Annotated in this window: 14 protein-coding genes; 8 read left to right on the forward strand and 6 right to left on the reverse strand. The window is 35.4% G+C overall.

All coding sequences use genetic code 11. From position 1 onward, the window contains the following. From GMD78_RS09955 to GMD78_RS09975, 5 genes are read left to right on the forward strand one after another with little or no spacing between them, the layout of a single operon-like run. Window positions 1-1,140, forward strand: a complete 1,140-nt coding sequence (locus GMD78_RS09955; protein ID WP_246187621.1) for a DUF4350 domain-containing protein — start codon at window positions 1-3, stop codon at window positions 1,138-1,140. Beyond that, entirely contained in the window at window positions 1,137-2,066 is a 930-nt protein-coding gene (locus GMD78_RS09960; protein ID WP_155668672.1) for an AAA family ATPase, read from the forward strand. Before GMD78_RS09955 ends, GMD78_RS09960 begins: the two co-directional genes overlap by 4 nt. Then, window positions 2,017-3,375: a DUF58 domain-containing protein gene (locus tag GMD78_RS09965; RefSeq protein ID WP_246187622.1), complete on the forward strand. Its 1,359-nt coding sequence runs from the start codon at window positions 2,017-2,019 to the stop codon at window positions 3,373-3,375. The genes GMD78_RS09960 and GMD78_RS09965 overlap by 50 nt, the downstream gene beginning before the upstream one ends. A 45-nt stretch (window positions 3,376-3,420) precedes the next feature. Then, window positions 3,421-4,410: a stage II sporulation protein M gene (locus tag GMD78_RS09970; protein WP_155668673.1), complete on the forward strand. Its 990-nt coding sequence runs from the start codon at window positions 3,421-3,423 to the stop codon at window positions 4,408-4,410. Between the two features lie 2 nt (window positions 4,411-4,412). After that, window positions 4,413-5,204: an RDD family protein gene (locus GMD78_RS09975; RefSeq protein WP_155668745.1), complete on the forward strand. Its 792-nt coding sequence runs from the start codon at window positions 4,413-4,415 to the stop codon at window positions 5,202-5,204. A gap of 213 nt (window positions 5,205-5,417) precedes the next feature. On the opposite strand, the gene GMD78_RS09980 is transcribed toward GMD78_RS09975, so the two are convergent. Together GMD78_RS09980 and GMD78_RS09985 are read right to left on the reverse strand one after the other, a co-directional pair. Continuing rightward, window positions 5,418-5,909, reverse strand: a complete 492-nt coding sequence (locus tag GMD78_RS09980; protein WP_155668674.1) for a DUF2798 domain-containing protein — start codon at window positions 5,907-5,909, stop codon at window positions 5,418-5,420. 276 nt (window positions 5,910-6,185) lie between these two features. Then, a complete protein-coding gene (locus GMD78_RS09985; RefSeq protein ID WP_155668746.1) occupies window positions 6,186-6,830 on the reverse strand; it encodes a YczE/YyaS/YitT family protein in 645 nt (214 codons plus the stop codon). Window positions 6,831-6,950: 120 nt separating this feature from the next. Between GMD78_RS09985 and GMD78_RS09990 the strand changes: the two genes are divergently transcribed. From GMD78_RS09990 to GMD78_RS10000, 3 genes are read left to right on the forward strand one after another with little or no spacing between them, the layout of a single operon-like run. Continuing rightward, window positions 6,951-7,403, forward strand: a complete 453-nt coding sequence (locus tag GMD78_RS09990; protein ID WP_155668675.1) for a MarR family winged helix-turn-helix transcriptional regulator — start codon at window positions 6,951-6,953, stop codon at window positions 7,401-7,403. 24 nt (window positions 7,404-7,427) lie between these two features. Then, entirely contained in the window at window positions 7,428-7,946 is a 519-nt protein-coding gene (gene paiA / locus GMD78_RS09995) for a spermidine/spermine N(1)-acetyltransferase (protein ID WP_155668676.1), read from the forward strand. Between the two features lie 23 nt (window positions 7,947-7,969). Then, the gene (locus tag GMD78_RS10000) at window positions 7,970-8,581 is read left to right on the forward strand and encodes an FMN-binding negative transcriptional regulator (protein WP_155668677.1); all 612 of its coding nucleotides are present in this window, start codon (window positions 7,970-7,972) and stop codon (window positions 8,579-8,581) included. Between the two features lie 225 nt (window positions 8,582-8,806). On the opposite strand, the gene GMD78_RS10005 is transcribed toward GMD78_RS10000, so the two are convergent. The 4 genes from GMD78_RS10005 to GMD78_RS10020 are packed head-to-tail and all read right to left on the reverse strand — an operon-like array spanning window position 8,807 to window position 12,773. Further along, entirely contained in the window at window positions 8,807-10,036 is a 1,230-nt protein-coding gene (locus GMD78_RS10005; RefSeq protein ID WP_155668678.1) for an ABC transporter permease, read from the reverse strand. Then, a complete protein-coding gene (locus GMD78_RS10010) occupies window positions 10,029-10,958 on the reverse strand; it encodes an ABC transporter ATP-binding protein (protein ID WP_155668679.1) in 930 nt (309 codons plus the stop codon). The genes GMD78_RS10005 and GMD78_RS10010 overlap by 8 nt, the downstream gene beginning before the upstream one ends. Before the next feature lie 40 nt (window positions 10,959-10,998). Further along, on the reverse strand, window positions 10,999-11,898 hold the full coding sequence (locus GMD78_RS10015) for a M23 family metallopeptidase (protein WP_155668680.1): 900 nt from the start codon (window positions 11,896-11,898) through the stop codon (window positions 10,999-11,001). Between the two features lie 14 nt (window positions 11,899-11,912). After that, window positions 11,913-12,773 carry an ATP-binding cassette domain-containing protein gene (locus tag GMD78_RS10020; RefSeq protein WP_155668681.1) on the reverse strand — a complete coding sequence of 287 codons (861 nt, stop codon included), beginning with the start codon at window positions 12,771-12,773 and terminating at the stop codon, window positions 11,913-11,915. Window position 12,774 lies beyond the last annotated feature (1 nt).

Below are 12,774 nucleotides of genomic sequence, written 5' to 3' on the forward strand. Positions count from 1 at the left end.
TTGCAGAAGCGTTCGTTAAGAAATAAAACATGGCTATGGCTAGTTATCATATTACTCATGTTTGTAGCTGTTAATTATTTTCTCGTCTCTAAGCAGCCGCAGGAATATCCAAGCTATGTTTCTGAATCGCCATCACCAACAGGTGTAAAGGCATTTTATACATATTTGCAAGGGGAAACAGATGCTGTAGAAAGGTGGTCTCATGAACCACATTTATTAAAAAAAGCGGAAAATCAGCAGTTATTGTTCATGATAGAGCCGTTTTTTGTTCCTGAGCAAAAGGAAATGGATGGTTACATTTCGTTTATGGAAGCAGGTAATACCATTGTATTACTGGACAATAATCCAGATGGAATGTTTGGACTGAAGACAGAATATGTCCTAGAACAGGATGGTCCTGTTGAGGTTCGGGATGGTAAAGAGGAGCGATACAAAGCATCTATAACCTCCCCCGTTCGAATGAGGGCCAGCCAAAATGATGAGGTATTACTTTCTGATCAAATCGGCGTTGTGGCATTAAAACGTTCCTTTGGAGAGGGCCAATTAATTGTTGCAAACGCACCTAATTGGATAACCAATGAAATCATCCTGGATGAGGACCACCTCCAATTGATTACATCTCTAATCCTTGAGGAAAATCAAAGCTGGGACACTATTTTGTTTGATGAATACATTCATGTTACGGGACATGGGCCGAAAATAACATCACTTTATCCAAAATGGATAGTAGTTTTTGCTCTTCAAAGTGGATTAATTGCTGTCTCATGGCTATGGAATCGAGGGAAGCGCTTTGGACAGGTTATACGGCCGAGGGAAGAGGTCGTTCGATTTAGTAATGAACGAATTAAAGCACTTGCCTCATGGTACCAGCGTGGAAGACGTTATCAGGATTCCTTAAGGATTCAAGCAGACTATGTTAAGCTACTGTTACAAGAACGATGGGGAATACCTTATCGAAAAGAATGGATAGATTGTACAGATCAACTCAAGGTAAGACGAAAGCAAATGACAGAGGATGAGATCCTATCTTTTGTAAAAGAGATAACAAAGCTATTAAATAAAGAATCTATTAATAAACAAGAATATGTTTTGTGGTCTAAACGAATGGATCAATTACAGAAAGAGGTGGAAGAAGGATGAACAGTAAATTAGCAGCCTTATTAACATCATATGATGAACAAATACTAGGTCAAAAGGCGAATTTAAGACTATTAGTATCTGCGATTTTAGCAGGTGGACATGTGCTTATTGAAGGTGTGCCAGGTACAGGGAAAACACAGATGGTTCGAACGCTCTCTAATCTATTAGGTGGTAGATTTAATAGAATTCAGTTTACACCTGACTTGCTACCAAGTGATATAACTGGTAGTACGATTTTTAATTTGAAGGAGAATACGTTTCAAACGATTAAAGGACCAATTTTTTCTAATGTCCTGTTAGCAGACGAAATAAATCGTACTCCTGCAAAAACACAAGCAGCTCTATTAGAGGCCATGGAAGAAAAGCAGGTAACGATTCAAGGCGAGACATACAAGTTACCTGAGGTGTTTTTTGTAGTCGCAACCCAAAATCCGATTGAATTTGAAGGCACCTATCCTCTACCGGAAGCCCAGCAGGATCGTTTCCTGTTTAAATTAGATATTAAATTTCCAACAGCTGAAGAGGAAACAAATGTGTTACGTAATGTATTAGAAAATCGTTATAACGAAGAGGTCATAGAAGCGATATTGGATATAGAAACGTTTATGGAAATCCGAAGAGAAATTGAAGCTGTAACATTAAATGAAGATGTTTTAGCCTATATTATCCAAATTGTACGGCGAACTAGGGAAACGGAATCTATTCGATTTGGAGCAAGTACTAGGGCGGCAATTTCTATTGGCAAAGCTGCAAAGGCATGGGCCTATTTAGCCGAACGCGACTATGTAACTCCTGATGATGTGAAGATGGTAGCCAAACCAGCATTACGCCATCGTATTCAGATATCTCCGCATATGGAATTGGAGGGAGTGAGCCTTGACCAAATCATTGAAGAACTTGTGGGAGCGATTCCTGTTCCAAGATAGAGGGATTCTACCAACGAATAGATTATTGCTCATTTATGTGATTTTCTCATCCCTCCTCATCATGCTCTCTGTTTTAGGTCTATCATGGCCAGTTATTATTTCGTTTAATCTACTCTTTCTTTTAGGGACATTATTTGATTTGTTATTTTCACCAAAAAGAAAACAGATTCATGCTGTACGAAATATACAAGAAGAAATGGAAAGAGGAATTCGATATCAAGTGAAAATTCAATTTCACAATGAATCCGACCATTCATATAGGTTTCAACTGATTGACGGAATTCCACAGACGTTTCAAAAACGTTTTCCAATAAAAGGAATGGTAGAGAAGGGATCATCTACAACTGTTACGTATGAAACTTTTGCTCCAGTTCGAGGAAAATATCATCTGGAGACGATTTATGTTAGATATAGCAGTTTGCTAGGTTTGTGGGAAAAACAAACATTCATTCAGCAGCAGGATGAGGTGAAGGTCATTCCCGATTTGACAGATACAAAACGATATTTGGAAAATGCACAGAAATTTCTTTTGTATGAAGGTACTAAAATACGAAAGCAGAAAAGTGGAGCGGGAGAGTTTTCTAGAATTCGAAATTATGTTGTTGGAGATGACCCGCGTAAAATAAACTGGCGTCAAACAGCAAAGCTTCAAGAGGTAATGGCAAACGAATTTGAACCGGAGCATGGTAAATATATAACGATCTTAATTGATTGCGGTAGAATGATGGGAGCGGAGCTTAAGAAAGGAAACCGTTTAGAAAAAGCCTTGGAAGCCTCTTTAACAGTTGCTGCTGCTGCACTTAAAAATGATGACTATGTGAGTGTGTTAGCTTTCTCTAAAGATGTAAAAGTATATGTACCGCCAGCAAAGGGAATGGATCAGCTACAAAAGATTTTACAAGCAGTATACGATTTAGAAGTAGATTCAATTGAATCCAACTTCTCAGCTGTATTGAACTACTTACAATCTATTCAAAAGAAGCGAAGTCTTATGTTGATGTTTAGTGATGTACATACATTTTTACATGAGGAAAGTACGTTGCTTTATTTAAAACGATTACGACAAAGGCATTTATTTCTTATGATCGGAGTAGAAGATCAGGAATTACTTACAACAACAAGACTGAACTCTAAAACAGTACAATCAGCAATGATAAAGAGTATCGCCCAACAACAAGTGCAGTATAAAAAGCGAGAAAAGGTAAAATGGGAAGCGCAAGGGCTAATCATGATTGAAGCAAAGGAAGATAGATTAGCATCAGAAGCGGTATCCAGATATATTCATATTATGAACCAAGGATTATTATAGAAGTACAACTGGCGAGGTAAATACTCCATAACGGTAGGTGTTGGAATGAATAGTAAACAATTTGTAAAGCAGCATCGTGAGGATTGGAAGCAACTCGAACAATACATATCGATTCTTCATAAACGTAGAAGAAAAGTTCGTGGAAATGATATAGATGCATTTCACCATTTGTATCAAAAGGTGGCACAACACCTATCCTATAGTCAAACTTTTTTTCCGAAAGAAGATGTAACTGCTTATTTAAATGGGTTAGTATCGAAAGCACATAATCTATTATATAAGGATCAGATGTCTAGCTTCCAACAGATTCGTTACTTTTTCTCAACAAAATTTATCGGGCTCTTACTGGAACAATGGAAATTTATTATCTTTGCGATGATTTTATTTACAATTGGTGGAATAGCCAGTTTCATTTCTGTAGCTAATGATCCGCTTCACCTTTACTCCATAGTTCCTGATGAGATGGCATATGGGGTGGATCCAGAACAACTGGGTGTTGGTCATGATGCAATTGATTCCTCACTAATGTCAGCAGAAATTATGACTAATAATATACAAGTGGCTATGTTGGCCTTTGCCAGTGGTATTACCTTTGGAATCTTAACTATTTATGTCTTAGTTTATAATGGGATGTTAATAGGTGCGCTTGCAGCTGTATTCTGGCATTCAGGTATGTCCTATGAATTTTGGGCATATATTGTGCCACATGGCATGGTTGAATTAGCAGCTATATTTATTGCGGGTGGAGCTGGATTGTTAATGGGGTATAAATTATTTGTGCCGGGCTCTTACACACGTGGCTACCAATTAAAGCAACAAGCCATTCGTTCTGTTCAGCTTTTTTTAGGCACGGTTCCACTATTTATTATTGCGGGGGTTATTGAAGGGTTTATTACCCCTTCCTCTTTATCTCTTGAAGTTAAATATCTAGTTGCATGTATAACGGTAATTGGTTTAGTAGTCTATATTATTTGTGGAAAACTGTTGCTTGAAAGAAGAAGGCTTCAGGATAGCACATTAGAAATTGAGGGATGAAAATGACAAAAGAACAGATTGATATAAAAACCCCAGAATTTGTTTCCCTTCAGTTTAAGCTTGCGGGTCTTGGATCGAGGGCAGCAGCAATGATTTTAGACCAAGTTATTTTAACGATCCTCAATATTATAGCAATAGTGTTACTATTGTTTATAACCAGCTCAGACATTATGTTAATGGCCGAACCAGGCTGGTTATTTGCCGTTTTTATTATTGTGTTATTTGTAGTTAACTGGGGATATTTTTTTGTGTGCGAGTTTTTTTTCGGGGGGAAAACGATTGGAAAGCATATGGTTGGAATTAGGGTAATCCAAGAAAATGGGCATAGTGTTACCTTTCTATCTGCGATAATTAGAAATTTATTACGAATTGTTGATATGCTTCCAACTAGTTATTTCTTAGGAATCGTTCTTATATTCTTTCATTCGAAGCATAAGCGGTTGGGGGATATGGCTGCAGGAACAATTGTTGTTCATGAGCGACAAGTAAAGAGGCAGTCAAAGAGTGCTATTGAAAAAGAAATAGACCGACGAGGACTATCAAAAGATACGCTACAAGTAGAGGAATGGGTAATTCGCTCACTTGGAGAAAAAGATTGGAAATTATTAAAAACCTATACACAAAAATTTCCAACTTTACAGGATTATCGTAAAGTCCAATTAACGAAAGAAATAGCTTCCATTCTATTATCGAAAATCGGTCTGGAAGCTGGTACAAAAACAAATCAGGAATTAGAAAATATATTACTCGTTCTTTATCTTTACATGAAGGAAGAATGGGAGTATGAATTATAAAAAAACTAACACGCATCATTCTAAAGGCGAGTGATATAGGGTATATAGGGTAGGGAAGCTGGTTATTTAATCATTGGATCTTAATTCGTAGTTGATGAATACTGTGCAATAAAGATTTACAAAAAGGGTATATGGTATATAAGAGAAAAACATAAACTAACTTGGAATTAGAGTACAATAAATAGCCCTTTCCATATGAAAAGAGCTAAGATATTAGGTTGCTGTTATTGAATGTGTGTTCTTCTTTTGAACAAATTTAATAAATAACAAGCGAATGACAGGTCCCATAACTACAATTTGCAAAGGGAGAGCAAATATGAAATTCATAGTGAAAATATGCAGGTAGTCTTTATAGAGAGTTCCATTTTGAACCCCAGCATGTATATAGGACGTAACTAAACCATAAAAAGACATACAAGAAGCCATGCCAAATACCATACATGTAGACATAGAAAAAACAAATAATGGTATGTTTTTCTTGTTAAAAGGTAATAAAGAGACAACTTTTCTAGCTAATGGACCCACAAAGAATAAATCCAATACAAGAGCAATGACATAAGCAAGAACGAATTGAATGACAATCCCCTTAAATGATATGATGCCAAACAAATCATTCATAAACATGTTATAAAAGGTCATTACAACAACCATTCCAAAGCACATCATAGATCCAAAATATAAACCTTCTTTTCTAGTTGTAGGCAAAATTTTTCCACTCCTTTATATTAAATTGTACTTAGTAAGTATAGTTAAAAAGAAGAACTTCTCGTAAGTGACAAAATTGTGAACTTTTTATAGAGAAAAATCGAAGGGAACCAATTAATTACTTGACTGGTGGGGAGGTTATGTGAAAAAAAGAAATTTCAAAAAGTTATAGCTGCACAGTACAACCATACTTGTAATTAAATGATCTTGCAAGGTGATCACTATTTTTAGGGTGGTCTTTTTTCGTATTAGACTAGAAACTGTGCAGCAGCTATCCTATATTGAATGGTTTCTATCTTTTTCATAATTTAGTGTTGTACTATAGTGTGTTAATATGCGGTCTATTACTTTTTTAGTTAGTGGCATAAAGTAATTAAGTATTAGGCCGCCTAAACACACCGTTAATAATGTCCCAACGCCAATTGGTCCATTAAAAATAATTGCCAGTAGCAAGAATAGAAGGTAAATCAACGTTCTAGCAAAAAATATACTTCTTCTCGTTAATTCTTGAATGATTAATGTTAATCGGTCATCTGGAATTGGTGCAAAATTTGTATGTAAATATGTTGCAGTTCCTAACCCTATCACAACTAAGCCGACTCCAAAAAACACAAATTTGCTATATAAGAGTTCAGGTGCATTCCAATATTGTAATACAAAAAGCCAAAAATCAATACCTATACCCATTATAAATGCCGTTAACAGCCCCAAAACTTCTGGTCTTTTCCTACTTATAAGTGAATTGCAACATACTAAAATGATAGCGATTATGATTTCCCAGCTTCCCACAGTTAGCCCCACATTTATCGACAGTCCTACCAATAGTGCAACAAAAGGTGAAGTTCCAAGGTCTGCTAGTATCGTTAAAGAAATACCAAGGGTTAATATTAAAATTCCTAATACATAAAAAACATATCTCATTTTCACTGTACTCGCTCTCTTTTTTATATTTTTTTATTGCAAATACAACAAAGTTACGTTAAATTTAATATATGTTATTTTTGTTGCATTTGCAACAAAAATTATACGAGGAGGGTCATAATGACGGAAATACTTCGTGAAATAGGAATGATCGCTAGGGCATTGGACTCTATAAGTAATATCGAATTTAAAGAATATGACCTGACAAAAGGTCAGTATTTGTACCTAGTGCGAATATGTGAAAACGCAGGAATCATTCAAGAAAAGTTAGCAGAAATGATTAAAGTAGACCGAACAACAGCAGCTCGTGCAATAAAAAAACTTGAAAGTAATGGCTTTATTGAAAAAAGAGAAGATCCTCATAACCAAAAAATAAGAAAGCTCTTTCCTACTGATAAGGGGAAAACGATTTATCCTTTTATTAAAAGAGAAAATGATTATTCAAATAGTGTCGCATTAGCGGGATTTTCCGAAAGAGAAGCAGATAGCCTTTTCTATCTTCTTCAAAAGGTAAGAAAAAATGTAGAAAAGGACTGGGAATATGTAAAAAGGGGAAACAAGCGAAATTATTAATTGATTAAGGAGCGTGAGTAGTACATGAATGTAAAAGTAAAAAAGTGCAACCGTGAAGATTTAGAAATTCTCCAAAAAATAAGTATCGAAACATTCAATGATACATTTAAAGACCAGAATTCACCTGAAAATATGAAAGCCTATCTGGAAAAAGCATTTAACTTAATCCAATTGGAAAAGGAATTGTCCAATGTCTCATCGGAATTCTTTTTTGTTTATGTGCGTAATGAAGTCGCTGGATATATAAAGGTCAATACCAATGAAGCTCAGTCGGAAGAGATGGGTGACGAGGCACTAGAAATTGAAAGAATTTATATAAAGAATCAATATCAAAAACATGGTCTTGGTAAGTATATGCTAAATCATACTATGGATATGGCGAGGGAAAAAAATAAAAGGAAAATCTGGCTAGGTGTATGGGAAAAAAATGAAAATGCTATTGCTTTTTATAAGAAAATGGGGTTTGCTCAAACTGCAGCTCATGCTTTTTATATGGGTGATGACAAACAAACGGACTTTATCATGACCAAAACACTCCTATAACTATTATTGAAAGGTGGATGATTATGTATATACCAACACAATTCAAAATAACAGATGAAGCAATGAATTACGAAATTATGAAAGAACACAGTTTTGCGGTTCTTTTTTCTGAGCATAATGAAGCGCCATTTGCCACTCATTTGCCGTTAATTTTAAACAAGGAAAATACATATTTATATGGACACTTTGCTCGTCCTAATCCTCAGTGGAGAGATATCGAAAACCAAACTGTTCTAGCTATTTTCTATGGACCTCACTGTTATATCTCCCCATCTTGGTATGAGACGAATCAAGCAGTACCGACATGGAATTACGTGACTGTTCATGTTTATGGAGAAGTCGAGTTGTTAAAGGATGAAATTGAATTAAAGGATTCCTTACATGAAATGGTATTGAAATATGAAGCGCCTGACAGTTCATATAGATTAGAAGATGTAGATGCTGAGTTTCTCTCTGGAATGAAAAAAGGGATACAAGGTTTTAAAATTAAAATCAAAAAGATAGAAGGAAAAGCTAAGTTGAGTCAAAATCATTCATTACAGCGACAAGAACTAGTTATTAATCAACTAGAACAATTTTCAAACACGAATGAGCATCAGATTTCTTCATTAATGAAGGCAAATCTAAAAAAGTGATTGTTTAATGTGAACGGTGAGATTATATTGAAGAAGAACAACTAACAATACAAAGTTATTTGCTGCGTAGTACAACCATAATCTGCAATAAGGTTTCGAAAACAGATCAAAATAAAAATCCGAACTTTCGTTCGGATTTTTGACCCGTGTTTAATAGTTATTAATACCCACTTTAAACTTATGAGGTGAAACCGAAGAAGGTAAGAGTCTCCTTCGTTTCTTTCTTTAAGATCGGATCCACTTCCAAATCTCACCTGGAGTAGCATTTTTTCCGTACATTAAAATACCCACTTTAAATATTTTCCCAGCAAGCTTCATGAAGATCCAGATGCTAATGATTAATACGGCAATAGCAATGATTAATTCAATCCATGGCCAATCTTCTAAAGTAGTTAGGCGCATGATTAGAACACCAGGAGCAGTAAATGGAATGTAAGAACTAACCTTTGCAATCATTCCACTTGGATCTCCAATAACTGGACCAGCGATAATAAAGGAGATAAACGGCAGCATCATAACCATACCTTGGAAGTTACCAGAGGTCGACATATCTGCCATCGTTGCTCCAATTCCTACAAAAATCGCTGCAAATAATAGGTACCCAAGTATGGCGATAAATACTAGTAATAATGTTTCTGGCACAAATAGATATTCAAGAATTGGTAGATCAAGTTGCCACAAGGCAATTGGAATAGCGAATAATAGTAGAACCACTACTTGAATCATCCCTAGAACAAAATACCCGAAAATCTTTCCTTGCATTAATTCTCCAGGAGTAACGGATGATAAAATGATTTCTGCAATTTTGTCTTTCTTTTCCTGTGAGGCACTTTGGAAAATCATCATCCCTGTTATGACAATGGCAAATAGAATAATTCCAGCAAATAACCCTGGCACGATTCGTTCTAAATTAGCGGAATCTGTACCACTTTGCCCTTCTATAGTTGATTCTTCTATTTCTGATTGATTTTCAAAAACCACTCCTTGAGATAGAATAGCCATCTCTTCTTCTGACAAGCCTAGTTGTGCAATACGCATTCCTTGAAGAGGCTCGCCTAGTAATTGAACTTGTTGATTAAAATATGAGTCAATTTCTTCACTCGTATATACAGACACAACACCATTTTCTAATACCTGTTCATTTAAATAGATATATGCTGTATCTTCCATATCTTCAAGTTCCTCTTTCGCTTCATCTTCTGATAGGGTTGTAGTTTCTATATCCCAATCTAACTCATAAAGATTGGCTGTTTCTTGTATACTAGTCATTGCATTAATTTCATCATTTACGAAAACTGTTGTAGAGGTGTCCTCACCATCAGAATCACCGATTAAACTACCGATCAGAAAGAATACTAAGAAAAGAGCAGGTGTTAAAAATAGTCCAATGACAAATGTCTTATTCTTTAAATTTCGTTTGATTTCCCATTTTGCTACCTTCCATGTATTACGCATTTGCCTCACCTGCTTCCTTTAATAGATTCTTATCCGTTGCAATATCAATAAAGATTTCATGAAGAGAGATTCGATTTATTTTTAATTCATTCACAGTTATGCTTTCTGGTAAATTCTTTATCCAATTTGTTGGTTGAATATCCTTTTCCAAGAATAGAATAGATATGTCATCATTTTGTTCTACCCGTTGGACCTGTGGGATTTTTTCTAATTCTGAGATTTCATTTTTCCCATGAATAGTACATTTGAAATTCGCATATTCTGTTTTCACATCATCTAATGTTCCATAAATAACTTTTTGCCCATGCTGAATCATGAATAAACGGTCACACATTTCTTCTACTAAATTCATTTGGTGAGAAGATAGTAAGATAGCAGTTCCATTGTTCGCTAACTTACGGATCTCTTCTTTAAATATTTCTTGGCTAACTGGGTCAAGTCCAGAAAATGGTTCATCTAAAATTAGCAGCTCTGGTTCGTGGAGAATGGAACCAATAAACTGAACTTTTTGTCCCATCCCTTTTGAGAGCTCCTCAACAGCTACATTCTCTTTCCCTTCTAGGTCAAACTTTTTAAGGTATTGTAAAGCACGTTCTTTTGCTTTATCCAATGGATAATCCTTTAGGTCAGCTAAATAGAGTAATATATCCATTACTTTCACATTTTTATATAGGCCACGCTCTTCCGGTAAATAGCCAATTTTATGGCGTGGAATCCCATTTCCATTATTGTGAAATGTAATCGCTCCTTGGTCTGGATACATGATCCCCATAATATTACGAATCGTTGTTGATTTTCCAGCACCATTTGGGCCGAGAATAGCCATAATTTCTCCTTTACGAACATCAAAAGAGATACTTTTTAATGCTTTTTTGTCTTTAAAAGATTTTTCAAGATCTTTAACTGTTAACATGACTTCCATTCGTATTCACCCTTTCTGTATTTTTCTCCCTGTGTAAATCCTACCATACTAAACTATTTCTTGTGAGAAATTTATCATCAAAGAATATTGGAACTCCAACTCCATTTTTTTCTGCATGGATATGAAGGTGTGGCTCGGATGTATTTCCTGAATTACCAACTGCTCCGATTTTGGTTCCCTCTTGTATAGTATCACCGACTTCCACGGATACACTTTCTTTAAGCATATGCGCTATATAGACGACGACATTTTGTTCACATTCTAGTGCAACATAATTTCCTTCAGGCTCATTTGGATTAGAATCTGGTGGAATTAAATCAGGTAACCCATCCCTTACCTCCACGACGGTTCCATTACAAGGGCTATATAGTGGATCTTGAAATATTTCGTATTTTTCTAGATCCTTAGGATATAATCCTTTTGTTCGAGTCCCTAACTTATTTAATTTGACTATATCTAGTGCATACTGTTGAGGTTCATAGGCGTGATGGTAATTCATAATTGTACTACTCCCGCCATGTCCAATGTAATAGACTCCATTTTGTAAAGGAAAAGAAAGATCGATAGACTCATCTTTTATTGAAAAACTACTAAAAGCAGAAATATTATATAGGCCAAAAATAATGATTAAAAAAACATTTACACCAATAGAAAATTTTCTTGCTTTATGTTGAGTAGTATCTTCAAATTTTTGATGCTTTATTTTTTTCCAGGACAGAAAAATGGTAATGACTAATAATAACGGAAATACAAATCTTAGGTAGTAGCTAACCCAAGACCAATTTCCCGATAAAAATAACCAAGTAATAATCATAATGGTAGCTACAAGCAAAGTGCCCCATTCAAGTTTGCTATTTATCTTTGCTCTCCAAAGCATATAGAGAAAGCAAGCAGGTAATAATAGCTGGATAAGTAGAACCTGGATAATGGTTAAGAGCATGGTTTCACCTCAAATTATATGTTTGGAGTTAGCAACAATGAAATAATCTCCTCTAATTCAACTGCAGAATGATCCGTCCATTGGATTCCCTGTTCTTGTAAGAACTGCTGTGTTACATCTGGTTGATTGGAAATTAATTGTTGGTTGTAACGTACTATCTCCCCTGGAATTTTGGAGCTTGGTAATACGGTATCCTTTAACCAGAAACGCTTATAACTTTCGGTTAATGCTTCTTTTTCATAGTTGCCAATCATTTCTCCATCATGTAATACGAATAAGTAATCAGAAAGTTTCTTAATATCCTCAACTTGGTGGCTGGCTATGAGGATGGCATGCTCTCCTTGATCCATCCAATCTACTAATACATCAATTAATAGTTTTTTAGAAGGAATGTCCATAAAAGATGTTGGTTCATCCAATATTAATAATGGTGCATTTCTTGGAATAGTTAGTGCTAAGTTAAGTTTTTGCTGCATTCCTTGTGATAGTTTACTGAATTTTTTATTTAACGGTATGTCAAAAAGGTGAACCATGTTCTCAAATAGCTCCTCGCTCCAATTCGGATATAAAGGAGATATTAGTTCCTTTAATTGTTTGCCATTAAAGGCATCCCAACCAATGATCGTTTGTGGTTGATAAGCTACAGATTGTTTCCAGTCTTCACCTGGTCCGTGCACAAATTGATCGAGAAGTTTGATGTTTCCTTGATCTGGTTTGACTAGATTCATAATCATTTTTAATAAGGTACTCTTTCCAGACCCGTTATTCCCCACTAAAGCGGTAATCGTTCCTGATTCGATAGTTAAATTAATTGGACCAAGTTGAAAATCATCTATTTTTTTCTGCAGGTGAGTGATATTTAACAATGATTGCATG

Source organism: Ornithinibacillus caprae (assembly GCF_009728145.1).
GTDB lineage: Bacteria > Bacillota > Bacilli > Bacillales > Amphibacillaceae > Ornithinibacillus > Ornithinibacillus caprae.

What these genes read in the sequence shown, in the direction of transcription:
- GMD78_RS09960 (WP_155668672.1), top strand. Translation starts at nt 1,137, where the DNA reads ATGAACAGTAAATTAGCAGCCTTATTAACATCATATGATGAACAAATA.
- GMD78_RS09970 (WP_155668673.1), top strand. Translation starts at nt 3,421, where the DNA reads ATGAATAGTAAACAATTTGTAAAGCAGCATCGTGAGGATTGGAAGCAA.
- GMD78_RS09975 (WP_155668745.1), top strand. Translation starts at nt 4,413, where the DNA reads ATGACAAAAGAACAGATTGATATAAAAACCCCAGAATTTGTTTCCCTT.
- GMD78_RS09985 (WP_155668746.1), bottom strand. Translation starts at nt 6,830, where the DNA reads ATGAGATATGTTTTTTATGTATTAGGAATTTTAATATTAACCCTTGGT.
- GMD78_RS09990 (WP_155668675.1), top strand. Translation starts at nt 6,951, where the DNA reads ATGACGGAAATACTTCGTGAAATAGGAATGATCGCTAGGGCATTGGAC.
- paiA (WP_155668676.1), top strand. Translation starts at nt 7,428, where the DNA reads ATGAATGTAAAAGTAAAAAAGTGCAACCGTGAAGATTTAGAAATTCTC.
- GMD78_RS10000 (WP_155668677.1), top strand. Translation starts at nt 7,970, where the DNA reads ATGTATATACCAACACAATTCAAAATAACAGATGAAGCAATGAATTAC.
- GMD78_RS10005 (WP_155668678.1), bottom strand. Translation starts at nt 10,036, where the DNA reads ATGCGTAATACATGGAAGGTAGCAAAATGGGAAATCAAACGAAATTTA.
- GMD78_RS10010 (WP_155668679.1), bottom strand. Translation starts at nt 10,958, where the DNA reads ATGGAAGTCATGTTAACAGTTAAAGATCTTGAAAAATCTTTTAAAGAC.
- GMD78_RS10015 (WP_155668680.1), bottom strand. Translation starts at nt 11,898, where the DNA reads ATGCTCTTAACCATTATCCAGGTTCTACTTATCCAGCTATTATTACCT.
- GMD78_RS10020 (WP_155668681.1), bottom strand. Translation starts at nt 12,773, where the DNA reads ATGCAATCATTGTTAAATATCACTCACCTGCAGAAAAAAATAGATGAT.